25 protein-coding genes are annotated in these 26,187 nt (G+C 38.8%); 18 read left to right on the top strand and 7 right to left on the bottom strand.

Features of this window, described 5'->3' with window-relative positions:
• Window positions 1-6: 6 nt before the first annotated feature.
• The 9 genes from ACLHK8_RS05780 to ACLHK8_RS05740 all read left to right on the top strand — a co-directional run bounded on the left by ACLHK8_RS05780 (window position 7) and on the right by ACLHK8_RS05740 (window position 9,858).
• Complete coding sequence (locus tag ACLHK8_RS05780) at window positions 7-1,755, top strand: PTS lactose transporter subunit IIBC (RefSeq protein ID WP_063696575.1); 1,749 nt, start codon at window positions 7-9, stop codon at window positions 1,753-1,755.
• A gap of 15 nt (window positions 1,756-1,770) precedes the next feature.
• The gene (gene lacG, locus ACLHK8_RS05775) at window positions 1,771-3,186 is read left to right on the top strand and encodes a 6-phospho-beta-galactosidase (protein WP_063696577.1); all 1,416 of its coding nucleotides are present in this window, start codon (window positions 1,771-1,773) and stop codon (window positions 3,184-3,186) included.
• Between the two features lie 192 nt (window positions 3,187-3,378).
• The gene (locus ACLHK8_RS05770) at window positions 3,379-3,945 is read left to right on the top strand and encodes a histidine phosphatase family protein (protein WP_057774220.1); all 567 of its coding nucleotides are present in this window, start codon (window positions 3,379-3,381) and stop codon (window positions 3,943-3,945) included.
• Window positions 3,946-4,046: 101 nt separating this feature from the next.
• Window positions 4,047-4,511, top strand: coding sequence for a universal stress protein (locus tag ACLHK8_RS05765; RefSeq protein WP_057774218.1), 465 nt, complete (start codon window positions 4,047-4,049; stop codon window positions 4,509-4,511).
• 112 nt (window positions 4,512-4,623) lie between these two features.
• Window positions 4,624-4,860 carry a hypothetical protein gene (locus ACLHK8_RS05760; protein WP_057774216.1) on the top strand — a complete coding sequence of 79 codons (237 nt, stop codon included), beginning with the start codon at window positions 4,624-4,626 and terminating at the stop codon, window positions 4,858-4,860.
• A gap of 106 nt (window positions 4,861-4,966) precedes the next feature.
• Window positions 4,967-6,157, top strand: a complete 1,191-nt coding sequence (locus ACLHK8_RS05755; protein ID WP_057774214.1) for a galactokinase — start codon at window positions 4,967-4,969, stop codon at window positions 6,155-6,157.
• 6 nt (window positions 6,158-6,163) lie between these two features.
• Window positions 6,164-7,633: a UDP-glucose--hexose-1-phosphate uridylyltransferase gene (locus ACLHK8_RS05750; protein ID WP_434520225.1), complete on the top strand. Its 1,470-nt coding sequence runs from the start codon at window positions 6,164-6,166 to the stop codon at window positions 7,631-7,633.
• Window positions 7,634-7,775: 142 nt separating this feature from the next.
• Window positions 7,776-8,225, top strand: a complete 450-nt coding sequence (locus ACLHK8_RS05745; RefSeq protein ID WP_063696609.1) for a universal stress protein — start codon at window positions 7,776-7,778, stop codon at window positions 8,223-8,225.
• Window positions 8,226-8,322: 97 nt separating this feature from the next.
• The gene (locus ACLHK8_RS05740; RefSeq protein WP_063696583.1) at window positions 8,323-9,858 is read left to right on the top strand and encodes a multicopper oxidase family protein; all 1,536 of its coding nucleotides are present in this window, start codon (window positions 8,323-8,325) and stop codon (window positions 9,856-9,858) included.
• Window positions 9,859-9,935: 77 nt separating this feature from the next.
• Here the strand turns inward: ACLHK8_RS05740 and ACLHK8_RS05735 are convergent, their stop codons facing one another.
• Genes ACLHK8_RS05735 through trpX form a run of 3 tightly spaced genes read right to left on the bottom strand, consistent with a single transcriptional unit; the run spans window position 9,936 to window position 12,608 of the window.
• Window positions 9,936-10,700, bottom strand: coding sequence for an ABC transporter ATP-binding protein (locus tag ACLHK8_RS05735; protein WP_057774206.1), 765 nt, complete (start codon window positions 10,698-10,700; stop codon window positions 9,936-9,938).
• Window positions 10,693-11,619, bottom strand: a complete 927-nt coding sequence (locus tag ACLHK8_RS05730; RefSeq protein ID WP_063696585.1) for an ABC transporter permease — start codon at window positions 11,617-11,619, stop codon at window positions 10,693-10,695. The genes ACLHK8_RS05735 and ACLHK8_RS05730 overlap by 8 nt, the downstream gene beginning before the upstream one ends.
• Window positions 11,616-12,608, bottom strand: coding sequence for a tryptophan ABC transporter substrate-binding protein (trpX, locus tag ACLHK8_RS05725; protein ID WP_063696587.1), 993 nt, complete (start codon window positions 12,606-12,608; stop codon window positions 11,616-11,618). The genes ACLHK8_RS05730 and trpX overlap by 4 nt, the downstream gene beginning before the upstream one ends.
• Before the next feature lie 595 nt (window positions 12,609-13,203).
• Between trpX and abc-f the strand changes: the two genes are divergently transcribed.
• A complete protein-coding gene (gene abc-f, locus ACLHK8_RS05720) occupies window positions 13,204-14,712 on the top strand; it encodes a ribosomal protection-like ABC-F family protein (RefSeq protein WP_063696589.1) in 1,509 nt (502 codons plus the stop codon).
• A 117-nt stretch (window positions 14,713-14,829) separates the two neighbouring features.
• Entirely contained in the window at window positions 14,830-15,141 is a 312-nt protein-coding gene (locus ACLHK8_RS05715) for a hypothetical protein (protein ID WP_057774197.1), read from the top strand.
• A gap of 54 nt (window positions 15,142-15,195) precedes the next feature.
• Here the strand turns inward: ACLHK8_RS05715 and ACLHK8_RS05710 are convergent, their stop codons facing one another.
• From ACLHK8_RS05710 to ACLHK8_RS05700, 3 genes are read right to left on the bottom strand one after another with little or no spacing between them, the layout of a single operon-like run.
• A complete protein-coding gene (locus ACLHK8_RS05710) occupies window positions 15,196-15,372 on the bottom strand; it encodes a hypothetical protein (protein ID WP_156406527.1) in 177 nt (58 codons plus the stop codon).
• A gap of 11 nt (window positions 15,373-15,383) precedes the next feature.
• Window positions 15,384-16,739 carry a PTS sugar transporter subunit IIC gene (locus tag ACLHK8_RS05705; RefSeq protein ID WP_063696591.1) on the bottom strand — a complete coding sequence of 452 codons (1,356 nt, stop codon included), beginning with the start codon at window positions 16,737-16,739 and terminating at the stop codon, window positions 15,384-15,386.
• Between the two features lie 26 nt (window positions 16,740-16,765).
• Window positions 16,766-18,139 (bottom strand): glycoside hydrolase family 1 protein, encoded by a 1,374-nt coding sequence (locus ACLHK8_RS05700; RefSeq protein ID WP_323707555.1) that lies wholly within the window; start codon window positions 18,137-18,139, stop codon window positions 16,766-16,768.
• A gap of 198 nt (window positions 18,140-18,337) precedes the next feature.
• Here ACLHK8_RS05700 and ACLHK8_RS05695 point away from each other — a divergent pair, with 198 nt between their 5' ends.
• On the top strand, window positions 18,338-19,054 hold the full coding sequence (locus tag ACLHK8_RS05695) for a GntR family transcriptional regulator (protein WP_057775005.1): 717 nt from the start codon (window positions 18,338-18,340) through the stop codon (window positions 19,052-19,054).
• A gap of 52 nt (window positions 19,055-19,106) precedes the next feature.
• Here ACLHK8_RS05695 and ACLHK8_RS05690 read toward each other — a convergent pair whose 3' ends face one another.
• On the bottom strand, window positions 19,107-19,811 hold the full coding sequence (locus ACLHK8_RS05690) for a GntR family transcriptional regulator (protein WP_063696595.1): 705 nt from the start codon (window positions 19,809-19,811) through the stop codon (window positions 19,107-19,109).
• A gap of 430 nt (window positions 19,812-20,241) precedes the next feature.
• On the opposite strand from ACLHK8_RS05690, the gene ACLHK8_RS05685 reads away from it, so the two are divergent.
• The 6 genes from ACLHK8_RS05685 (at window position 20,242) to ACLHK8_RS05660 (ending at window position 26,171) form a co-directional block, all read left to right on the top strand.
• Window positions 20,242-20,556 (top strand): PTS sugar transporter subunit IIB, encoded by a 315-nt coding sequence (locus ACLHK8_RS05685; protein WP_057775000.1) that lies wholly within the window; start codon window positions 20,242-20,244, stop codon window positions 20,554-20,556.
• A 133-nt stretch (window positions 20,557-20,689) separates the two neighbouring features.
• Complete coding sequence (locus tag ACLHK8_RS05680) at window positions 20,690-21,046, top strand: PTS lactose/cellobiose transporter subunit IIA (protein WP_323707556.1); 357 nt, start codon at window positions 20,690-20,692, stop codon at window positions 21,044-21,046.
• Window positions 21,047-21,123: 77 nt separating this feature from the next.
• Window positions 21,124-22,575, top strand: a complete 1,452-nt coding sequence (locus ACLHK8_RS05675; protein WP_057774995.1) for a 6-phospho-beta-glucosidase — start codon at window positions 21,124-21,126, stop codon at window positions 22,573-22,575.
• A gap of 120 nt (window positions 22,576-22,695) precedes the next feature.
• Complete coding sequence (locus tag ACLHK8_RS05670; RefSeq protein WP_063696597.1) at window positions 22,696-23,460, top strand: MurR/RpiR family transcriptional regulator; 765 nt, start codon at window positions 22,696-22,698, stop codon at window positions 23,458-23,460.
• Window positions 23,461-23,775: 315 nt separating this feature from the next.
• Entirely contained in the window at window positions 23,776-25,095 is a 1,320-nt protein-coding gene (gene celB, locus ACLHK8_RS05665) for a PTS cellobiose transporter subunit IIC (RefSeq protein ID WP_057774987.1), read from the top strand.
• A 614-nt stretch (window positions 25,096-25,709) separates the two neighbouring features.
• The gene (locus ACLHK8_RS05660) at window positions 25,710-26,171 is read left to right on the top strand and encodes a hypothetical protein (RefSeq protein WP_057774982.1); all 462 of its coding nucleotides are present in this window, start codon (window positions 25,710-25,712) and stop codon (window positions 26,169-26,171) included.
• The last annotated feature ends 16 nt before the right edge of the window (window positions 26,172-26,187 follow it).

The following is a 26,187-nucleotide window of genomic DNA, read 5'->3' as shown; positions in this document are numbered from 1 at the left end:
TATCTCATGAATTGGATTGTTAAACAAATTGAGAAAGCTCAACCATTTTTTAGAAAACTGTCTGCAAATATCTATCTTCAGGCGGTTCGTGATGGGTTTATCTCATTAATGCCAATTATTATTTTCTCAAGTATTTTTATTCTAGTAGCAAATGTACCAAACATTTGGGGCTTTTACTGGCCAACAAATGTAGGTAATAACTTAAATAGATTTTATAATTATTCAATGGGTGTTTTATCGTTAATGGCCGCAGCAAACGTTGCACGAGCCTTAACACGTAATTTAAATGTTCGGTTACCAAAAATTGATCAGATTCCAGAAGCTGCCGTTATGTTTGGTGCTCAAATCAGTTTCTTATTGGTTGCTGTTGACCCATTTACAAACAAAGCAGGAGAGCTTTTCTTTAACACTGCTTTCATGGGTACTAAAGGTTTAATTTGTGCTTTCTTAGTTGCATTTATTGTACCTAACATTTACTTTTTCTGTTTTAAACATCATATTACAATTAAGTTACCTGATGCGGTCCCACAAAATATTTCATCTGCATTTACAAATATTATTCCATTCGCATTTGCCAGCTTCTTCTTCTGGATATTTGATATTGTATTCAGAGCATTAACAAGTGCAAACTTAGCGGCTTGGATTATTCAAGTTCTCTCTCCATTATTTACAGCTGCTGATGGATACTTTGGATTAGCAATTGTATATGGAGCAATGGCCTTCTTCTGGTTTATCGGAATTCAAGGACCATCAATTGTTGAACCAGCTGTTACAGCTATCTATTTAACTAACGTTGAAGCTAACTTAAAATTATTTCAGGCTGGTGGACACGCAACAAATATCCTTGCACAAGGAACCCAGTATTTCGTTGCTACCCTTGGAGGTACTGGTGCTACTTTAGTAATTACTTATATGTTTGCATTATTTGCGAAATCGAAAGAACTAAAGGCTGTTGGACGAGCCTCGGCAATTCCAGTTTCCTTCGGTGTTAATGAACCGATTTTGTTCGGTGCTCCTTTGATTTTGAACCCAGTATTTTTCTTACCATTCATTTTGACACCAATTTTTAACGTTTGGTTGTTCAAATTCTTTGTTGATTTCTTTGGTATGAATGGATTTGTTTATAACTTACCTTGGACAACACCAGGTCCAATTGGATTATACATGGGTGTTGGTTTCTCAATTCAAGCTTTAATCTTAATTGTGGCCTTGTTAGCAATGGATGTCGTTTGTTACTATCCATTCTTTAAAGCCTATGATTCACAAAAAGTTGCTGAAGAAGCAGCAACTGATGCAGAAAATGCTGCAAAAGGCATTTCTGCAACAACTGTTGAAGCACCTATTGAAGTTGACAGTGGTGAAATTCCAGTTAGCATGACAAAAGATAAAAAGAATCTAAATATTATGGTTATCTGTGCCGGTGGTGGTACTAGTGGTATTTTGGCCAATGCTTTAAATAAAATGGCCAAAGAAAAAGAGTTACCTGTTGAAGCAGCTGCTGCAGCGTACGGTGCTCATGGTGACTTGTTACCTGACATGGATGTTGTTGTTTTGGCACCCCAAATGGATGCGATGCGTGATTCATTAAAACTAGAGACCGATAAAGCCAATGTCAAAATGATTACAACGACTGGTAAACAGTATATCGATCTAACAAGACATGCAGATAAGGCTTTGGAATTCATTGTCGGTAAATTAAAAGGCGAATCAGAGGATACTGAGAAACCTACACAGACTCCAACACCAACTGCTTAACACTAGGAGGTTAATATGTTAAATAGAGTAAAATCTTTACCAAAAAATTTCGTTTGGGGTGGTGCCACAGCTGCCTATCAAGTTGAAGGCGCAACCAAAGTCGATGGGAAAGGCAAGACTATGTGGGACGACTACTTGAAAGCGCAAGGTCGGTTCTCTCCTGATCCTGCAAGTGACTTTTATCATCGTTATCCAGAAGATGTAAAATTATCGCATAAGTATGGTTTAAATGCGATTCGAGTTTCCATTGCTTGGACACGGATCTTCCCAGATGGGTATGGTGAACCTAACCAAGCGGGTGTGAAATATTATCACGAATTATTCAAAACTTGTATCGAGAATGGTGTTACACCATATGTTTCATTACATCATTTTGATTCGCCAAAAACACTTTTTGACCAAGGCGATTGGTTAAATCGTAAAAATATTGATTACTTCGTGAAGTATGCTGAGTTCTGTTTTAAAGAATTTACTGAGGTAAAAAACTGGTTCACAATTAATGAATTAATTTCACTTTCTCTTTCTCAATATATTGCAGGAAACTTTCCGCCTAACCATCATTTTGATGTGACAAGTGCTATTCAAGCTCAGCACAATGAACTTTTAGCACATGCAAAGGCCGTTAATTTGTACAAATCATTGAATTTAGATGGTCGAATTGGGTTGATTCACGTTTTGCAGCCAATTTATCCAATTACTGAGACACCTGAAAATAAACATGCCGCTGCTTTATACGATGCGTTTATTAATCGATTTTTACTCGATGGGACTTTCCTTGGTGAATATTCCGATGAAACCATGAGCTTGATTAACGAAATTTTGGATAAAAATAACGCCAAACTTGATATTCAAGATGGTGATATGGATATCTTGAAAAAAGCTTCTACTCAAAATGACTATTTTGGGATGAATTATTATCAATCACAGTTTATTCAGGCTTACGACGGCCCAAGTGGTAATAAATTTAACGGAACTGGTGATAAGGGTTCTTCATCCTTTAGTTTCCATGGTGTGGGACAGATTGTACAAAAACCAGGAGTTCCAACTACTGATTGGGATTGGAATATTTATCCAGAAGGTTTGTACGATATCTTGAAACGTGTTGCAAAAGAGTATCCTAACTCTAAAACTATTTATATTACTGAAAATGGTTTGGGCTATAAAGATAAATTTGTAAGTGAAGATCAAGTAATTGAAGATGAACCAAGAATTGATTACATTGATCAACACGTTGCAGCTTTATTGAAAGCTCGTAGTGAGGGCGTTGATGTTCAAGGATACTTCGTTTGGTCCTTACAAGATCAGTTTTCTTGGGCAAATGGGTACAATAAGCGTTACGGATTATTTTATGTTGATTTCGACACTCAGAAACGATATGTCAAAAAGAGTGCGGAGTGGTTTAAAGAATTAGCGGATACGATGGATAAATAATGTCCTGAGATCTTAGTAGTTTCTCCTAAAAAAGCCTTAAACATCAAACGCCTGCTGGTCTGCAGGGCGCTTGTGCTTAAGACTTTTTTATTAAATATTAATCCGTGCTTGAATTATTTGTAAATATCTGTTTGACTTAATTTATGAGTTGATAAGTAAAACGATTTCATGCTAAAAGAGGATGAGTAATCAATGGCGAAAACACTGTATTTAATGCGACATGGAGAAACACTTTTTAATGCACTTGGAAAAATTCAAGGTTGGTGTGATTCACCGCTTACGAAGACCGGTATTCAACAGGCTAAAGTTGCGGGTGAATACTTGGATAAATTACCAATTGATCATGCATATAGTTCAACATCAGAGCGCAGTTGCGACACAATTGAAATTGCCTTGAAGAATCGCATGCCCTATCAAAGGCTAAAAGGGCTGAAGGAAATGAATTTTGGTGTTTATGAGGGCGAGAGCGAAAAGCTCAATCCAACAATCCTTAAAGATTATGAAACTTTTTTCCTCCCTTTTGGGGGCGAATCATCCAAAGCGGTTGGTAAACGAATGCTAGAAACATTAACTGACATTATGGATAAGCCGGATCATCAAAATGTTTTGGCCGTTTCACATGCTGGTGCCTGTGTGAACTTCTTGGAAATGCTGCAGGACCCGACAGACGTTTTGAAGAGTGGATTTTCGAATTGTAGTATTTTTAAATTTACGTATGACCAACGGAAATTTAAATTAGTAGATGTGATTCGATTTTAAAACAGTTTAAAATTGCGTGTTTTTTTCTCAAATGGTAGCGCTACAGCCTCAGATTGACTATAATCAACCTAACAGATTAAAAGTATGAGAGGTGTAACCCGATGCAATATAAAAAAATTCTCGTTCCGGTTGATGGTTCGAAAAATGCTGAATTGGCAGTGACCAAAGCCGTGTTTACAGCTAAACGCAATCAAGCTCATTTAGACATTGTTTCAATAATTCAGACTAGCCGATTTTTAGATGTTTATGGTCATATGGGGTCAAATACAGATTATCTAGATATTACTTATCACCGAACGCAAGAATACGTAGAAATGTTGAGAGACACCATTAAGGAAAAATATGATTTTGATGATGTCTCGATTTCTGTGGAGTCCGGGAATGCTGGAAAAATCATTGCAAAGTTGGCTCCAGAAGAATTGCATAGTGATTTGATTATGATGGGAGCCACCGGTATGAATGCCATGCAGCGGACAATGATTGGTTCGGTTGCAGATTACGTTGTGCGGGTCGCCAACTGTGATGTTTTGCTGATACGAACAGATCTTAATAACAAATTAAGCTAAAACAAGGTTGCGATGCGTCTAAATGAAGTATCAGCAACCTGTTTTTATAATAATTAGTAGTTTAAAAATGGTATGATGAATATAACCTTAAAAAAGAAGAGGAGTTTATCAATTGACACAATTCGAATTCAAATTATCTTATGAAAATGGCCGCGTTGTCACATTTTACCGAGACTATGAAGGCCTTGAGGATGCTGAGAAAGATTTATTGGCCCATATGTCTTCTGGCTCAACAATTAAATTTAGCGAAAAAGGGTTAGTGGGGATGCTGTCATTTCGCGGGGCAATTAGCTATTTGATTACTGAAAAGAATCGCCCAAACGGTGTCGAAGCAATTACTTGGGAATAATTCAAATGGTGCTTCAAAGGGTGGATAATTAAGAAAAAGAAGCCGTCTTTGAAGCATTTTTATTTCACAAATTATGATAGCGCTTTAAAAACAAAGGAGTCTTATTATGAATACAGGAATTTCTACTCAAAATTTAGAAGGTGGCTTTGAAGCTGCGTTTAACAGTAATGCCGAGACCTATTATTTTGCCCCAGGACGCATTAATTTAATTGGGGAACATACAGATTATAATGGCGGCCGCGTTTTTCCATGTGCGATTAGTTTAGGGACTTATGCAGCAGTAAGCTCCCGGTCTGATAATGAATTCCATTTATATTCGGCCAATTTTGCTGATCAAGGGATGCAAGTATTAACGCTGGGAACGGATGAAATTCAAGAAAAAGTTGGAAATGTTTGGACGAATTATCCAAAGGGAATGCTGCGATATTTAATCGAAGCGGGAAACCAAATTACGCATGGGTTAAATGTGTACATAGAAGGTAATTTGCCTGACGGTGCGGGTTTGTCCTCGTCAGCATCCCTAGAAATGTTGTTTGGAAAAATTCTGCAAACAGAGTTTGATCTCCAGGTGGCCCCGATTGACATGGTGAAATTTGGTGTAAAAGTCGAAAATGAATTTATTGGTCTAAACTCAGGAATTATGGACCAGTTTGCCGTTGAAATGGGTAAAAAAGATAACGCGGTTTTGTTGGATACCAATACGCTTGAATATGAGCACGTACCACTTAAACTAGGTGAGTACGTCATCATCATTATGAACACCAACAAACGCCGTGAGCTGGCAGATTCTAAGTATAATGAACACCGGCGTGAATGTGATGAAGCTCTAGCTCAATTGCAAACCGGTATCGATATCCCCACCTTGGGAGCGCTAGATAAAGAAACGTTTGACGAATACAGTTATCTCATTCAAAGTGAACCACTGCTCAAGCGTGCACGTCATGCTGTGTTTGAAAATCAGCGAGTTGGTGAGGCCGTTACAGCGCTGCAAACGAAAGACCTGGCTAAATTTGGTCGGCTAGTTAACGCTTCTCATGTATCCCTTCAATATGATTTTGAAGTGACCGGTAAGGAGCTGGATACTTTGGTACATACTGCTTGGGAACAAGATGGTGTTTTAGGGGCCCGCATGATCGGTGGCGGTTATGGTGGTTGTGCCATTGCCCTGGTTCAAAAGCCTGCGGTTAAAACTTTCGAAGAGCGTGTAGGTCGCAATTACCAAGCCGTGATTGGATATGCGCCTGATTTCTATGTGGCCGAAATTGCGGATGGCCCCCAACAATTACAAAAGGAGTAAGGGCAGTTGGAAAATATCGTTGAAAATTTTGTGACCAAAGTTTTGGAGCAAGGACCCTACCAAGAGTTAGATCGGCAGTATCTCGTAAATCGGATCTACGCATTAGTGGGTGAAACTGATCCTCAGCTTGAAAAACATCCCAGTAATTTTTTGGAAATTCACGATGCTTTGATCGAGATGGCTATCCAAAATAAAAAAATTGAAGATAACCCTACAGAACGGGAAATATTAGGCGCTGATTTAATGAATTTTGCGACTCCCACACCGTCTCAAGTGAACGCCAAATTTTGGAATCTTTATCAAAAAAGTGCTTCAGCGGCCACAACTTACTTTTATCAGTTAAGCCAGCATAATGACTATATTAAAACTCGGGCGATAGCTAAAAATATTGAATTTCCGGTTGCAACAGATTATGGCAACCTAGAAATCACAATCAATCTATCCAAACCTGAAAAGGATCCGCGCGCAATTGCCCTAGCTCAAACGCAGCAATCAACTAGTTACCCACAATGCCAGTTATGTATGGAAAACGAGGGATATGAAGGCCACGTTGGGTATCCGGCCCGAGCTAATCATCGGATCGTTCGTTTGTTGCTAGATGGTGAAACATGGGGATTTCAATATTCACCATATGCGTATTTTGCGGAACACTGTATTTTCATTTCTGAAACACATCGACCAATGCACATCGATCGATCGACGTTTCAAAACTTAGTGGCGCTCACCAAACTGTTTCCTGAATATTTTGTTGGGAGTAATGCTGATTTGCCAATTGTGGGAGGCTCGATGTTAAGCCATGATCACTATCAAGGCGGAAAACACAATTTTCCGATGGCCATGGCAAAAGTTGAAACATCTTTCAAATTGAGTGACTATCCTGACGTTCAGGCAGGAATTGTGAAATGGCCAATGTCAGTGATTCGCCTTGCGAGTGAAGATGAAGGCGAGTTAGTGAACGCTGCTACCCACATTCTCGATACATGGCGAAAGTACCGTGATCCAGATCGCCAAATTCAGTGTGAAACAGAGGGGATCAATCATCACACGATTACGCCGATTGTTCGAAAACGAGCGAATCAATTTGAGATGGATTTAGTTTTACGAGATAATCAAACTTCCAAGCGGTATCCAGATGGAATCTTTCATCCTCACGCTGATGTGCAACACATCAAAAAAGAAAATATTGGGCTGATTGAAGTAATGGGTCGCGCAATTCTGCCGGCACGTTTAAAAACAGAGTTACAAGAAGTTCAACGTTATTTATTAGCGCAACCTAATCAAATGAAGGAGTACCATAAGAATTGGGCTGACGAAGTGCAACAACGGCATACAATCACGGACACAAATGTCCAAGAAATTTTGAATCAAGAAGTTGGGCACGTCTTTTTAAGAGTGTTAGAAGATGCTGGGGTCTTTAAACGGACCAGTGATGGGCAAACCGGTTTTCTAAAATTTATTAAGGCAATCAATCGGTAATTAAGTAAACTAGAAAGTTTTAGGGGCGGTTCTCTAAAATTCTCTAGTTTTTTAATAGAATTGTAAGCCCCTTAGTCGTTGAAAAGAGAATTCAATGTTAAAATTAGGGTATAAAATTTATAACCTATTGGGGGAATTTAAAATGAGTGCAAGCCACTTAGATCCAAAACGTTTTTCAAAAATTTTAGTTGGGGTTGATGATTCCCCAGATGCGCAGTTAGCGTTTCGATTTGCCATGAACCGGGCTAAACAAGACAAGGCTGAGCTCGATATTGTTTCGATTTTAGAAGAAGATGAAATCAATATTTACCAAGCTTTAAACAAAGACTATATTCAAAACAAACGGGATGATTTGGAAAAACACCTGCAAGGGTATCGAAAGATTGCAGAAGATTTTGGCATTAAAAAAGTGGAAACCTTCACAGCTGAAGGAGACGCCGGAGAAACAATTGTCAAAGATGTCATTCCACATGTGGACCCAGATTTGTTGGTAATCGGGTCTTCTTCCAAAGCTGGGGTTGCCCGTTACTTCGGTAGCCAGGCTTCTTACATGGCCAAATACTCGCCAATTTCGGTGTTAGTCATTCGATAAAAACTTCGTGGTTTAATTAGAGACGGGTTGAAATTGAGTGAGTGACAAGTTAGAATGATTCTAGAAACAAATAATTCTAAAAGAAGGCTTGAAAATAATGACAAAGCAAGTTTATGATGATTATTTTTTTGATGAACCAGCATGGAATACGCATGATGGTGGGTATGTGCCGCTTGAAGAATCGACGGCACCGCAACAAAAATTACGGGTACCGGCAATTTTAGAACCTGATAAGGAAACAGACACGGATATGTATTACACGGTGATCGCCGAGGAGGGTGAAACACAACTCTTACCTGGGCCTAAGACGAAAACCTGGGGATATAATGGTGCCTTATTAGGAAAGACGATTGTTTTTAAGCGCGGCAAAAAAATTCATATCACGTTAAAAAATGACCTTCATGAACTAACGACTTTTCATTGGCATGGTCTTAATGTGCCAGGACCTTACATTGATGGCGGTTGTCATGCGCCAGTTTATCCGGGTGAATCTAGTGACATTGAATTTGTATGTGATCAACCAGCGGCAACACTTTGGCTACATGCCCATCCTTGCCCATCGACCGCACAACAGGTTTGGCATGGCCTTGCAACACCGGTTGTAGTGACTGATGATGTTGAAGCAAAACTACCATTACCTAGAAACTACGGTGTTGATGATTTTCCCATTGTGCTCCAAGATCGTAATTTCCATGAAGACAATCAGTGGAATTATCAAGCAGATTACGATCCCGATGGCGTTCAAGGAAAAACTGCCATGATTAACGGCACAATTAATCCATACATCGATGTCACAACACAGCGGGTGCGTTTGCGTGTGTTAGATGGCGCTAATCGCCGAGAATTTCGTTTACACTTTAATGATGGACTAGAATTTGCCCAAGTGGCTTCTGATGGTGGCATTATGCCAAAACCCGTTTACTTTAAAAAAGTCATGATTACTTGTGCTGAACGAGATGAGTTCATCGTTAATTTTGAAGGCTATCATGATGGCGATGAAGTGGCTTTGATGTCCGATGATGTGCCTTTAGTTCGTTTCCGGATTCATAGCTTTGCCAAAGATGATACCAAACTATCTGAGCGTTTGATTGATGACCCCGAACTCCCTGTAACACCTGGGACTGACGTTCGCCATGTAGTAATGTCTGGCATGGATGAAGAAGTGGCGATTGATGGTAAGAAGTTTGAGATGCAACGAATTGATGCTCGGCAAAAAGTTGGGGATGTGGTGGTCTGGGACATCACCAATACTAACGATATGGTGGGTGGCATGATTCATCCGTTCCATATTCACGGAACCCAGTTTTTAGTTGTTTCTCGAAATGGTCACGCTCCTTATGCGAATGAACATGGGTGGAAAGATACGGTTAGTGTTAATCCTGATGAGCATGTGCAGATCAAAGTGCGATTTGAGTATACTGGTGTTTACATGTATCACTGTCATATCATTGAACATGAAGATGGTGGCATGATGGCTCAAATTGAGTCGTTTGATCCAGAACATCCAAAGACTTATAAATTAATGGACATGGATACCTTGATGAATGCATTTGCCAAGGAAAACAATGTTGATCCCAAAGATTTATGGTTGGGTGGCATGGAATCTTACGATAAAATGGGTATGAAGATGTAAGATTCTTATAACAGAATACTAAAAAAGTGGTTGTTCACCTTTAATCGGGAACAACCACTTTTTAATTAGAAACATTTTTAAATTTCAAAATATTTGTATAAATCATCGATCGTCAGTTTTTGTTTTTCGTCACCAGACACATCGATTTTAATTTGACCTTTATCTAACACGATTAAACGATTGCCATATTTCAAGGCGTCTTCTAAGTGATGGGTGATCATCAAACAGGTCAGCTTATCTTCACGAATCCGATCGTCAGTCGCTTGCAATAATTCCTGACTAGTTTTGGGATCCAATGCGGCTGTGTGTTCGTCCAATAATAGGATATCTGGCCGTTTAATAGTAGCCATTAAGAAGCTCAAAGCCTGTCGTTGCCCGCCAGACAGTTCACCAGCGGGGGTGTTTAAACGATTGCTTAAATCATTTTCCATCGTTCCGGTGATTTCTCGAAAATGGGGCATTTGTCGTTTTAATCCGCGGAACACCAGTCCACGTCGCGCACCGCGTTTTTCAGCAAGCAGCAAGTTTTCAGAAACTGTCATCCGGGGGGCAGTCCCTAGTTTTGGATCTTGGAAAACCCGACTTAAGAAGCGGGTCCGTTTTTCTTCAGACAGACGCGTGATATCTTTCTCGTTGACCAGAATGTGACCGTCATCGACTGCTAAGTTCCCACCAATGGTATTAAAAAGGGTGGATTTTCCGGCCCCGTTGGAACCCAGAATCGTGATGAAATCGCCAGGGTACACTTTTAAATTAATTCCCCGCAGAATCTTTTGTTCATCAGGAGTATGCCGATTGACATAGGTGGTGACATTTTGAAGTTCTAAAATTGGATTAGTCATGATTACGCACCTTCTTATCTGGGAGTGGCGTCTTTACGCTGTTTTTGATTAAATTGTCTAAATGGAGCGCCTTACGCAGCATTGGCAACATCAGGCAGATGGCCAATACGATTGAAGAAATTAGGTTCAAATCGTTTGTACTGAAGCCGAGCTGTAAGACGATCAATAAAACGAAGCGGTATAAAATACTGCCACAAATCACGGCGATCAAACGTTGATTCATCGATAAATTACCAAACACAACTTCACCGATAATAATGGAAGCTAGGCCGATGACGATGATCCCAATTCCCATGTTCACATCTGCATAACCATCACTCTGAGCTACGAGGGCACCAGATAAGGCAATGAGTCCGTTTGATACCATTAAACCCATGATCTTCATGCTGTCAATGTGAATTCCAAGCGACTTGGCCATCGTTTCATTATCGCCAGTTGCGATGAATGATTGGCCTAAATCAGTTTGGAGAAACATACCAAGAATAACGGTGACGATGATCACAATGATTAGACCAAGCGTGACACTGTCGAAGTACTTTGGTAGTGATTCTAGAAAATGATTCGTAAATAAACTTTGTTTGCCGAGTAGTGAAATATTAGAAGTCCCCATGATTCGTAAGTTAATTGAATAACATGCGGTCATGACCAAAATACCAGCTAGTAAGATGGGGATGCGACCTTTGGTATAAAGTAAACCAGTTACTAAGCCGGCGATCATACCCACGACAATGGCTAACAATGTTGCTAAAATGGGAGACATACCGTGACTAATCGCGGCAACACAGACTGCGGCGCCCATTGGAAAGGTGCCTTCAACGGTCATATCAGGGAAATCAAGAATCCGAAAAGTTAGAAACAATCCGATTCCTAAGATACCCCAGAGAAATCCTTGTCCAATTGCTGATGTTATTAAGCTCATTTGAATATCTCTCCTTTCGTTTCGGCGGTTTTAATTAGAGAATCGGGAATGTGAATGCCGAGTTTCTTGGCTTGCTTAAGATTGATGGTCAGTTCCCCATGTTTGACAAACTGAATGGGTGTCGAAGCGGGTTTTTGGCCCTTTAAGATCTTGCCAGCCATTTGCCCAGTCATTACACCAAGCTTGTATTGATTTACACTGTAGGTTGCGACACCGCCTTGTTTAACCATGGAGTCAACAGCGGGGAAAACAGGGATCTTGGCGTTGTTCGCATTTTTAACAAGTGTCTGCATCGCACCGGCAATCGTGTTGTCAGTTGGCACGTAAACCGCGTCCACATTTTGTAACATTGTTTGAGAAACCTGATTTAAATCATTCGAATTGGAAATTGAGTAAGCCTTTAAGGTTAAGTTTTCTTCGGCACAAAGCTTTTTGAAAAGTTTGTATTGTGTCACGGCCGAATTATCACTAGAGGTGTAGATGATTCCTAATGTCTTCATGTTTGGCATTAACTTTCGAATCAAGTCCAGTTGCTCTTTTAAAGGGGCTTGATCAGAAACACCAGTGATATTGCCACCGGGATGTGATTCGTTCTTCACTAATCCGGCGCCTTTGGGATCAGTTACCGCACCTAAAACGATGGGTGTTTTGGTTGTAACATCAGCTAAGGATTGTGAAGAGGGAGTTGTAATCCCGATCATCAGGTCGGCATTCTCGTTTTCAAACTTCTCACTCATTGATTTCAAGTTGCTCTGGTTACCCTGCGCATTTTGATAATCAATTTTGACCGTTTTGCCTTTGATGAATCCTTCAGATTTCAAACCGGCAATGGTTCCCTTTTGAATCTGGGTTAAAGCTGGTTGGTTCATCAGTTGCAGAATCCCAACGGTTGGAATTTTAGGCTTAGCGGTTTGTTTAGCGTTTCCTTGAAAAAATGCGAAACCAAGAAAAATAAATATTGCTGCAATAAATGTAATTAAACGTTTCATATCCTCGACTCCTTTATATTTTGCACATGGGATTGGAATTTTTGAGAAAGAAAAAAAGAACAATCCCATTGCAGGATTGTTCTTAATAAATCGAAACAAAACCCACATGAATATTATAATCCATGCGGGCTTTTTTCTACGTCAAAATTAGCCGGCACAGATACGATCTGTATGCATCCAGGTCGTATCTTGCCATAAGACAAACTACAACCTAATTACCGGCTTTGCCAACGATTATTAAGTTGTGTGTTTGTCTTTGTCATGTGTCTAGCCAACTTTCTTTATTAATTAATTATGAGTATAGATATCTTTTTAGCGGGTGTCAAGATAGTTTTTGAACTTTTTTTATTAAATGTGGATTAGATAAATTGAAACCATGGACCATATTTGTGAATCATGCTATACTTTAGAAAAATTTTAAAGTGAGGGATCTGCCGTTGAGAAATTAAGCCAATTCTGTTGAATCTGTGAGTAAACCTGTCATAGGGGGTGCTCTGCAGTTTTTCAGGATCAGCTATTTTTTCTTGATGAGCAGGTCTTTTTGTATGCTCATTTTAGCTAGTCTTGAAAAAAGCTAGAAATATGAGGTACCTGTATGTCTAAAATTGAAATTAAAAATCTAACGTTTGGCTATGAAAGCCAAGGAAATCTGTTGTTCGATCACGTTAACTTGAATCTGGATAGCAACTGGAAATTAGGGCTAATTGGGCGCAACGGGCGCGGTAAAACGACTTTTTTGAAATTGTTGCAAAATCAGTTAGGCTATCAAGGAAAAATACGTTCTAATTTAACGTTTGATTATTTTCCGCAACCCATCGCTAATCCTAAGCAGCTGACGTTTTATGTGCTAAATGATTTGGGTGTGGACGAGCAATGGCAAGTGGAACGCGAGTTGAATTTGTTGGGAACCGACCCAGATATTTTGTGGCGTGAATTTGCCAGTTTATCTGGTGGTGAACAAACTAAAGTGCTTTTAGCCAGCTTGTTTACACAGGGAATTAATTTTCCACTGATCGATGAGCCGACGAATCATTTGGATATCAAAGCCCGTGATCAAGTGGCAGCTTATTTGCAGCAAAAGAAGCAAGGATTCATTGTGATTAGTCACGATCGCCATTTTGTAAATCAGGTGGTTGATCACACCCTATCGATTGAGAAGTCCAATATTTTAATGTATCAAGGCAATTTTGCTGTCTATGAAGAACAAAAAAAGTTATCAGATCTCCATGAAGAAATGGAAAATACAAAACTTAAAAAAAGTATCAGTCGGCTTAAACAAACCGCGGCCGAGAAAGCCGAATGGTCACGATCTAAAGAAGGAGAAAAACTCGGTAATCCCCGTAAGAAGGGCAGCGGAGCAGTGTATAATAAAGGTGCGATTGGCGCACGGGCCGCACGGACTATGAAACGGTCGCTGACCTTGAAACGGCATATGGAAAATGATATTCAATCAAAAGAAAAGTTGTTGAAAAATATTGAATACATTGACCCGTTAACCATAAACTTTCGGCCTAGCTATCATGAACGTTTGCTAACTTTAAAAGGGGTTTCACTTCGTTATCAGGACGCCAAACAGCCGTTATTTAAGCCGATTTCGTTTGATCTAAAAAAAGGAAATCGAATCGGCATTGTGGGTCCAAATGGATCCGGCAAATCAACTTTAATTCACGCGCTATTAGGTGATTTTTTGGGTCAGATTAGTGGTGAAATTGAGCAACCAAAGCATTTGCAGATAAGTTTTGTACGGCAATCCTATCAAGATAATCAAGGAACCCTTCAGGAGTTTGCCGAACAGCACCATTTGGATTATCAAGAATTCTTGAATAATTTGCATAAACTGGGATTGGAACGTAATGTGTTTACCACCAAAATCGAGCACATGAGTATGGGCCAACAGAAAAAGGTGGAACTAGCAAAATCATTGTCGGTCCCAGCAGAATTATACTTGTGGGATGAGCCGTTAAATTATTTAGATATCTATAATCAAGAACAGTTAGAAACGCTGATTACCTCGGTAAAACCTTCGATGCTGATTATCGAGCATGACCGCGAGTTTATTGAACATGTGACGACTGATGTGGTGGAATTAAAAACGTCAAATTAGTTTGGAAATTTGTTGAATTAAAAGCCGAAAACGGATACAAAATATGTTAAAATGAGTTTATACGGATATACTTAAAAATAAAAAGTATAGACAACTAGTTGAAAAGGAGATTCGCCTATGGCTCATTTAATTTATACAGTTTTGTTAACAGTTTTTGGATTACTTTGTATTTTTATCCCCCTGTGGTTATTGATGAGGGCCAACAAGTCGATCTCAATGAAGGTTGAACCGACAGATGACGACTCTAAGATTTTTTACACCTATGTCTGGTTTTACGAGACGGGAAAACTGAGTGTTTTAAATGGGGATGCCTATCAAGTCGGAAAACAGGTTCAGGCCACTAATGCGGGAAAATATATCATTAAAAAAGTGAACAAAGAGATTTTGTTTATGGGAATGCAGCGAAAATATGAATTTGTTTTAGATTAGAATTTTTGCTCAATCAAAAAGGTGTTTCGCTTAATTGCGAAACACCTTTTAAATTTACTTTGATTTTTGATCTTTAAGTTTCCAAACCTTATAGAGATCGTAACTGAATAGAATAAAGATGGCAATGGTACTAATAGTTGTGATGGTTAGTCCAAAGGATACGAGATCCACAATGGAAAGAACTAACATAAGTAAAGCACCAATAAAACTAAAAATTAATTTTCCGTTCATATTATCACGACCTAAGCATTTTGTTGTTCAGCTTGAACTTGTGCAACTCGTTCGCTAATCTTCATAAATGGTAAGTAAAGGAAAACACCAAGGATGATTATGAAGAGTTGTACTAATGGTGCTCGCCAATCACCGGCCGTTGAAAGATAAGGACCAATTAGTGGTGGCGTTGTCCAAGGAACCAAAACGACTGTTCTTCGTACCCAACCAGCTGCAGTTGCCGCGTATCCGATGATACTACCAATTGTTGGGAATAAAACGAATGGGATCATCAATGGTAAGTTAAAGACAATTGGATAACCAAAAATCATTGGTTCGTTAATGTTAAATAATCCAGGAGCTAATGATAAGTTAGCAACTTGTCGAGACGATTTAACTTTACTGAAAATTAAAATAGCAATAATTAATGAAATTGTACTACCAGAACCACCAATCAATGTGTAACTACTTACAAATGATGTGGTGATGATATTTGGGATGTGTGCAAATGAATGTGAATGAGCGTATGCGGTCATGTTGGCATTCATGTTGATTAAAACTAGTGGATCCATTAAAGTTCCTGAAATAACAGTTTGATGAATACCAAGTGTAAACAGGAAGTTAGCTACTGTGTAAATAACACAGAATCCAACGATATTAGTATTAAATCCACGTAATGGCTCTTGAATCCATGTTTTGATTAAGTTAATCAAATCGGCGTTGAAGAGACCTGCTAATAATGCGGCAATAAGAGCAAAGATTGACATTAAAATTAAAGCAGGGAGTAACACACTGAATGATGATGAAACTGCAGGTGGTACGTTTTCCCCTAAATGAATCTGTAAACTCTTGTAACTAGACAATTTGATGAAAATACCAGTGGCCAAAAGACCAACAATGATCCCACCAAACATTCCTTGTGTCCCAGCATTAAGGTAACTAATTCCGCCAGTAACCGTAGCCATTTTGGCACCACCTGAAGCAACAGTGCCTAAAGCAATATTCCCTGGCATCATAATCATTAAACAAGCTAATGACATGGCAGACGCAGCAATTGGATTATCAAACCCTTTGTTTTTAGCTAAGGCATAACCAATCATGGGGGCTACTAACAAACCGGCAACGTTTAAAGTACCATTATTAATCGCATTACCAAACACCTGTACTTTTGCTAATGTGTCTCCATGGAATATCCAAGTAAACACGGTGTTATTGAGCAACACTCCTAGTCCGGCGATGATGAACACTGGCAAAATAACTGCGAACGCATCACGCAAGGAACGGAGATAAACCCAATTACCAACTTTTACAGATATTTCGGTAAATTTGGCAATGAAACCAGAGTTTTCAAGTTTGTCGCTTGTACTCTTGTTGTTATCTTCACTCATAAATTTTTCCTCCTTTGTTAAACAATTTAATTAAGATCGTTTCCATTTGAAGCAATAACTTTTTTGAACCAACCGTAACTCTTCTTTGGAATTCGTTTCATGTCACGTAAATCATGATTGCCACGATTGACGTAAACCATGCCGTAACGTTTTTCCATATTTCCAGAAGAGCTTGGAATGTCAATCAATCCCCAACCAAGATAACCAATTACAGGCACGCCGTCTTCAAACATGGCATCTTTCATGGCCTGGATATGGGCACGATGGTAATCAATCCGATAATCATCCTGAATTTCATGACCATCATAAGTTTCCCGAACACCAATTCCATTTTCGATTGGAAACATTGGAATTCCATAACTGTTATACGTTTTGGTGAGAATATCACGGAAACCAAGTGGATCAATTGACCAACCCCATTCTGAAACTTTCAAGAATGGATTTTCTTTGCCACCAGCGTCGAGATAATAATTTGGGAGGGTATTATCTGGAACGATTGTGCTGCTGATTGTGGAACTTTGATAATAGCTAAATGCGATAAAATCACTTGATAATTGATCAAAAACAGCTTGGTCTTCTTTGGTAAAGTCCATATTGATATTATGATTTTTCACGAAAGTAAGGACTTCATTTGAATAGTGACCATTTGCAAAAACGTCTAACAAATTGCGATTCAAGAATTCATCGATCTGACGAGCATACTGCACATCTTTGGGTAGGGATGAGGCTGGATAAACTTCGCTGTACGCAAGCATTCCACCAATTAAGTCATCTGTTTGTTTATGTAGATAATTTGCAACACCTGCATGAGCCAACATAACGTGATGTGAAATTTGATAAAGTTCATCATGTGTTCGATCACCTTTCAGGTAACCAGCAATCCGAAATGCTTCTGAAGTTGAATATAAATTCTGTTCGTTGAAGGTAATCCAATATTTAACCCGGTCGCCGAAACAATCAACCATCTTTTTACCGAATCTGACGAATGCATCCACGACATGACGGTCTAAAAAGCCATTGTATTTTTCAGCGAGATGAAGCGGCATATCAAAATGATAAAGACAAATCATTGGTTCAATATGGCGTGCCAACAATTCGTTAATCAAATTATCGTAGAATTTGATACCCTCTTCGTTAAACTCACCGTCGCCATCGGGATTTACCCGGCTCCAACCAATTTGAAATCTGTAGCAATTCATTCCTTGATTGGCCATGAGGTCTAAATCTTCAGGATAGTTATGGTAGTCATCGACTGCGACTTTCCAATCCGAAGAATTTTCGGTAGCAGGGAATGTATCATAAACGGATTTTCCACGTCCGCCTTCGTTATAACCTCCTTCCGTTTGCATACTTGAGACTGAGTTTCCCCAAAGGAAACCCTTGGGCATTTCTTTTGACATATACCTATCTCCACCTTTCTTGAATCCGGTTTCATTATATAACCATCTTAATAACTATGTAAAGTCTTTTATTTAAAAAGTATATACATTTGTTTAGATTGATTAGTTGCAGATCCTGTAAGACTTGAAGTAAACAGTATGAAACAAAGGCTTAAAAGGGTAAAATAGAACTAATAAGAGATGCGAGGAAAAATAAAAATGTATAAATATCAAGAGATATCTGAAAAAATTCGCGAAAAAATTATAAATGGCAATTTTAAAGCGGGCGGTTTACTGCCAGATCAAAATCAGCTAGCCAAAGATTTTGATACAACTCGAATTACGATTCGAAAAGCAATTCAAGCCTTAATTATTGAGGGGATTGTTTATACAAAGCGGGGTGCGGGGACCTTTGTCCGTAAGGATTATTTACAAAATCTGGATGATATGGGTAACGCAATCGATAAACCACTTGGCACAACGCATACGCATCCTAATAAAAAAGTGCTAAGCAAGGTGCTAGATTTGGACGCCCGTTTGCCAAACAAAGAAGAACAAGCTAAGTTGATGATTACGGCAACGGAACCGGTGTATGTGATTGAGCGGGTTCGCTATATTGATAATGCCGCTTATAGTTACGAGCACACGATCATGCCGACCTCAATTGCGCAAATTACTAAAGAAATCTTGGAAGGCTCGGTTTACGGTTATTTAACGAACGAATGTCATTTAACAATCTCAGGTTCTCATCGAATTGTGAAAGCCGATCGGGCAACGCAAAGAGACGTGGAAGCATTGGGAGTGAAAAAAGATGAACCAGTCTTAGTTATTGAGCAGGTTAGTTATCTTGAAGACGGAGAACCTTTTGAATTTTCTCAATCGCGGTTTCCATACCAAACAAGCCAGGTAACGGCAGATATTGATTTGAATAATTAATTTAAGACAAAAAATAAAGCTTCCTCAAATTTTGAGGAGGCTTTATTTATAATTATGAATTTCCCGATTGATTAGCTGCGTGAAAATAAAAGCTAAGGTTTGGATAAACGTAAATCGTTTGTGAAAAATTGAAAAGAACATCATTTTTATAATAGTTGGATTGCTGTAATACCATACAAGCGGTTTTTGGTTTAAGTCCAAGTAGGTTGGCCTGTTCACTGGTTAGGGCATCTTGAGATAAATATTGATCGCTGTTGTTAATTCGAATGTCATACTTTTTTGCAATATAATCAAAGATTGAATGGTTGATACTTACTAGGGTTAGGGTAGGCACCTCACTTTTTACATAGTATGCATATTCCAAACTGTAAAGTTGTTTGTCGATATAACGAAGACGAATAATGCGATGTAGTGCTGCGCCATTTAGGACCCCAAACTCTTTGGCTAAAGCTTCGTCCGCATGAATTTCATCAAAAGTAACGATTTTTGAAGTCATTTCTTTATGATAGCGGGTCCGGCTAGTTCCCATAGTCAAATTGACAACCGTGTGTTTGGCTTGACTAATATCATTTACGAAGTAGCCACTTCCTTGAACACGGCGGACCAATCCCTTTTGAGCGACAATATCAATTGCCTTCCGGATGGTGTTCCGGCTCACATTATAGCGTTCCATTAACTGATGTTCAGTAGGAAGCTTTTGACTGAAGAGCTTATTTTCAATTGAGTGGATCAAATCGTCTGCAATATCATGATACATTGAAGGTTACCTCCTATCCTACATAATTTGAATAAAACGTGAGCAAAAGCTGTTGGTCGTTTTGCTAAAGTTTAAACTAGGCCAATTTGTACCCACCTATGCCATCACTAATTGTAATGAAAACGGTTTAATAGTCAACCTCTTTTATAAGAAAAGAACATATTATTTACAATAAGAACATGTTTTCCCTTTGAAAGGCTGATTTTAAGGGGATTTAAATTAAATGAATAGAGAACAAATTATATTCAGTTTTTAAAAATAAAAAATTATTTTTCCTTGATACAGAAGGGGATAGCAAGGTTATTTTAAAAAAAGTGATAATCAGGCTTGTAAAATTTGTACCTACGAGTTACAATTCAGTTGTAATGAAAGCGGTTTTACATGCAACCGCTTAAATAAAAAATAAGACAAAATTCTAGGAGTGATTATTATGGCAGAAAAAACGATTATGTTAGTTTGTGCAGCAGGTATGTCAACAAGTCTTTTGGTATCAAAAATGCAAAAGGCAGCAGAAAAAGAGGGCGTTGATGCAGAAATTTTTGCAACAGCAGCTTCAGATGCTAATAACAAGTTGGAAGAAAAACATCCAGATATCTTAATGCTTGGACCCCAGGTTCGTTATATGGAAAGCAACTTCAAGAGCAAGTTAGATATTCCGGTTGAAGTAATCAACATGCAAGATTATGGCATGATGAATGGCGAAAAGGTTTTGGCAGAAGCATTTAAGACGATTGGCGTAAAATAAGAGCGCTGGAAGAGGTGGAGAAATCCGCCTCTGTAAACACGCTTCAAACCCCAAACGTCCACATATTTTTGAAAGCGGAAACAGAAATTGCTTCCGTTTTTACATAACATAAGAAAGAGATGGATTAACTATCATGGCTGAAGAAAAGAAAGCAACAGAAGAACAAGAACAGAACTTAGAAGCAATCATGGGTTTGATTATGAATGGTGGGAATGCAAAGAGCTCATCGTTTGAAGCAATCCATGCCGCAAAAACTGGTGATTTTGAAACAGCAGATGCTAAGTTAAAAGAAGCTGACGGTTTCTTGACAGAAGCCCACAATTCTCAAACGGGAATGTTAACTGATGAAGCTAATGGGATTCATGCCAAGGTTACGTTGTTAACAGTTCATTCACAAGATCACATTATGAATGCCATCACATTCCGTGATTTAGCTGGAGAAATTGTTGATTTATACAAACGTCTTGATGGCGTTAAAGTTGAAGATTAGTTAAACAAAAGAGGCAGCCAATGATGTTTCATTTGGGTGCCTTTCTTTTGTACAAATATTAAAATGAGGTGCATAAAATGAGTGAACAAAAAATGCGAATGCCAGAGGGATTTCTCTGGGGTGGCGCTGTAGCAGCCCATCAACTAGAGGGTGGCTGGCAAGAAGGCGGTAAGGGTGTCAGTATCGCTGATATCATGACAGCTGGAGACAAGGATCATCCTCGCCGTGTAACTGATGGTGTTAAAGATGGCGAAGTTTATCCAAACCATTGGGGAATTGATTTTTATCATCATTATCCAGAAGATATTAAGTTATTCGCCGAAATGGGCTTTAAATGTTTCCGAACATCAATTGCTTGGACTCGAATTTTTCCTAATGGCGATGAAACAGAACCTAATGAAGAAGGACTTCAATTCTATGATGACCTATTCGATGAGCTTTTAAAATACAATATTCAGCCAGTAATTACGTTATCTCATTTTGAGATGCCTTATCATTTGGTAAAAGAATATGGTGGTTGGTCAAACCGTAAGTTAATCGGTTTCTTCTTAAACTATGCAGAAGCTGTTTTCAAACGTTATAAAAATAAAGTTAAGTATTGGATGACATTTAACGAAATTAATAACCAGACGACTTGGGATGATCCTCATCCAATGCTACAGAACTCTGGTTTGCAATTAGGCGACGACGATAACTGGGAAGAAGCGATGTACCAAGCAGCTCATTATGAAATGGTTGCCAGTGCTAAAGCCGTTAAACTTGGCCATGAAATCAACCCAGATTTCCAAATTGGTGACATGATTGCTATGTGTCCAATTTATCCATTAACTGCTGATCCTAAAGATATCATGATGGCAGAACGTTCCATGCAGACTCGTTATTACTATGGAGACGTTCAGGCTAATGGTTTCTATCCAAATTGGGTGCCAAAATATTGGGCACGCAAAGGATTTAAGATTGACCGTACTGAACAAGATGCCAAGGATTTACGTGAAGGAACTGCAGACTACGTTGGCTTTAGCTACTATATGTCCTTTGTAACGAAGTTTAGTAAAGATAATCCAGAGTATGTTTATACCGAATCTAAAGATCAAGTCGACAACCCTTATACAGAGAAATCTGATTGGGGTTGGCAAATTGATCCAATCGGTTTACGCTATGCCATGAACTGGATGCAAGATCGTTGGCACAAACCAATGTTTATTGTTGAAAATGGCTTTGGCGCCTATGATAAAAAAGGAGCCGATGGTAGTGTCCACGATGATTACCGGATTAGTTACTTCCATGATCATGTTGAAGCTATGGAAAAAGCGGTGGTTGAAGATGGCGTGGATCTTATCGGTTACACACCATGGGGATGCATCGATCTTATCTCGGCCAGCACAGGTGAAATGAAGAAACGTTACGGATTCATCTATGTTGATCAAGATGATGAAGGAAACGGCTCATTGAAACGTTCTAGGAAGGATTCGTTTGACTGGTTTAAGAAGGTTATTGCATCAAACGGAGAAGACATTTCTGAGAAGTAAGATTTGATTTGAAAAGCAGTTAGCTGTTCAGTTGGCTGGCTGTTTTTTTCTTTTGAAACTTGTTCCACAAAAACGACCAATGTGTTATGTTATAGGTGGATATAGGGGAAGGTGAATCGTATGTTTCCATATGAAAGAGTAAAATTGTTAAACCAATTGGAGCTAAGTATCTACAAATATATTATTGCCCATCCAGCTGAGGTAGCCGACATGACTATCCGGCAACTAGCAAAGAAAAGTCACGTGTCACCAACGACAATTTTACGGTTTCTCCGAAAAATGAATTTTGATGGCTATTCCGAGTTTAAATATGCTTTGAAACGGCAACAAAAAATTGAAGTTGAAGAACCATCACAACAACAGTTGGTTCCGATGAATCAGTTCTTTGACCAGGTCAACGATGACCATTTTCTTAATAAAATTAACCAGGCGGCTCAATTCATTATCGATGCGGATACCAGTTTGTTTTTTGGATTAGGAACTAGCGGTAGTTTGTCACAATATGGCGCCCGTTTGTTAGCCAATTATGGGATTTATACGCTAAATTTTACAGATCCATTTCAGCCTAAGCCATTGGCGCGGCGAGACTTTTCTGATACGTTACTTATTTTGTTATCCGTATCCGGTGAGACACCCCAAGTTTTGAATCAAGCTAAGTTTTATCAAGAAAATGGCGCAAAAACGATGTCGATTACTGCCAATCGTTATTCTACTCTGGCACAACTTGTCGATTTTAACATTTCGTATAATGTCCCCGAAGTGCGGATGGCCGATTTAAATCTCACGTCGCAAATTCCAGTCGTTTTTCTTTTAGAACAAATCGGTATTAAGGCCCATAAAGATCTTTTGAAATCGACAAACAGTCAAAAAGATTCGATTTTTTAAAATAAATAGAAAACGCTTAAATTGGCCCATACCAGTTTAAAAACAAGGCTATTATTAACTTTATCTGCTTACTTTGTAAAACAAACCAATCAATAATATGAAACATGTTTCTTTAAGAAACATGTTTTTTTTAACGAAAATTTAAACTTTCTTTCGAAAATAGGTAGGCACAAATCTAAAAAGGTGCTATATTAAAGGAGATGAAAGCGCACACAGTATTCTTTCAAATAAACTTTATCACTTGCGAAGTTATACCTATTATTTTAGTTTTTGCTATTTATATTTCGTTGCAAGTGATATCTGGGAGGGTTTTACATGAGTGAGAAAAAATCCAGCTTCGTGCAGGATAAGCTTATTCCCTTAGCTGGGAAAATGGCTGCTTCTCGTCATTTGGTTGCACTTCGTGATGGATTTGCGCTGGTAATGCCACTAATCATTATTGGTTCAGTCTTCATGATCGTCAGTCAGTTTCCAATTCCGGCCTACATCAATTGGATGAGTTCGGTATTCGGTCCTAACTGGGCAACAGTTGTTGGTTGGGCGACAAACGCAACATTCAATATTATTGGATTAGTTGCTGTAATTGGTATTTCATATCAATTAGCTAAGTCGTATGACGGTGTTGATGCATTGTCAGCAAGTATGATTTCTTTAGGAGCATTTATCCTAACGATCCCATTGACTACTGATAAAGCAGGAAACACATTTGTACCTTTGACAATGTTAGGTTCAATGGGCCTGTTTGAAGCATTGTTAATTGGATTATTCATTACTGATTTCTATGTATGGATGATTCATAAGAACTGGCAGTTCCATATGCCAGACACAGTTCCACCCGCAGTTGGGAATGCCTTTTCTGCATTGATTCCTGGCTTCGTGATTATCACCGTTGTTTGGTTATTCCGGATTGGTGTTAGCTTTACAGCATTCAAGACGATTCCAAACATCATCACAGTTATCTTAGCTAAACCTTTGACAGCCGTTGGTGGTACGATCTGGGGAGCTCTAGTAGCTGAATTCTTCGTTTCATTCCTTTGGTTATTCGGTATTCATGGTGCTAACGTTGTTGGTGGGATCATGGCACCAATTTGGTTAGGTCAAATGGGACAAAACGCTGCTGCTGTTAAAGCAAACAAACCAATTCCAAACGTTGTTAGTCAACAATTCGTTGATAACTTCGTCCATGCTGGTGGTTCTGGTGAAACAATTTCACTTGCCTTAATGATGTTCTTCTTTGCTAAATCAGCAAACTTGAAGGCCATTGGTAAGTTGGCTGCTGCACCTGCAATCTTCAACATTAACGAACCTATTATGTTTGGTTTACCAATTGTTTTGAACCCTGTTATGGCAATTCCATTTATCGTTGTTCCATTAGTAACTGTTATTATTACTTATGTATCAATGAAGACAGGAATTGTTGCACGAACGATGGGAGTTGCTGTTCCTTGGACAACGCCTCCAATTATTTCAGGTTGGTTGGCAACTGGTCATCTTTCCGGTGCTGTGCTTCAGTTAGTTAACTTTGTTATTGGTGGTGCAATCTGGTATCCATTCTTCAAGGTTGCTGATCGTCAAGCATTGAAACAAGAAAAAGAAATTGCTGACAAAGAAGCTGCAGAAGCTGCAAACAACTAAACATTCGTTTGTAAGTTTTAATAAAATCTGTCGAAATCATTCGGCAGATTTTTTAGTGAAAAGCAGAATTTTTAATGAGACGGTTAACTTCTGAGAATCCTGTAGTTGTCCGTAGAGCTAAAGTTGCTAAAACAACAAGTTCTTATGACAATCTAAATAACAGAATGTTTTGATAACTTTCTCCGTGAAACTGAGCCGGAACGTAGTGGGCACAACTTGGCTTGCTGCACTCCTAAAGGTATCAAACCAGTCAGTGTTACGTATCCTTAATTTTGTGACTAGGGTTGAGGCATTCGCATGGTAAGACTACTATACAAATGGGTAGCGGGCATAGATGAAGATACACATCTGGCTTTCGGAGTAAAAATAGGCTCAGCTGTGAAATTATTGTTGGCGCTTTAGCGCTTACAATAAGGTCAATATTGAAGACAACTGGTTGGCTTCAATTTGTGCCCACAGCGTTCCAGACTAATTTTACGGAGAATGCCAAATAACTATCGTAGATCTACCTTAAAAATTTTCAACAATTTAGTTTTAGAGGTAAATGTTTCATTGAAATGCGTATAATTAAGAGTGAATGAGAAATTGATTATTTAAAAAGAGGAGCGAGAACCATGAGTAAACATAAAAAGGATCGACCAAGTTCCGCCGTGGAACGTAACGCACAAGCTAATGTGGACAAAATTAAAGAAAAAACTAAGACTCAAAAAACTAGTATTAAAGATTTACCTAGTTGGTCACAGGACTTGGCATACCGGCGGTTTGGACTTAGTGAAGTGATTTCTTTTATCCCTTTGATCATTGCCGTCTTGGTAACACCTATGCTGAACGATCGCGTTCCCATGGGTGGGGGACTTGTGGTTAACAAAAATGCCCTATTCATCATCCCTTTCGTTAGTTTATTAATTTCTGGTGGTAGTTATGTGAGTATCAAAATCCGCCGGAAAGCGGAACAAGTTACAGATATTGAACATTTAGCATGGAACGAAATTTTCGCGTTTCTTGCCAATGTCCTAGTTGTGGTAGTTTGTTCAGCAGTTCTTATTTATCAGTTATTTAGAGCATTTACAGCTTAATATATAGGGGGTATTA

The organism is Pediococcus sp. M21F004, assembly GCF_051122535.1.
GTDB classification, from domain to species: Bacteria; Bacillota; Bacilli; order Lactobacillales; family Lactobacillaceae; genus Pediococcus; species Pediococcus inopinatus.
The sequence above is the reverse complement of the archived record's forward strand: the minus strand, read 5'-3'. Positions and strand labels throughout refer to the sequence as shown.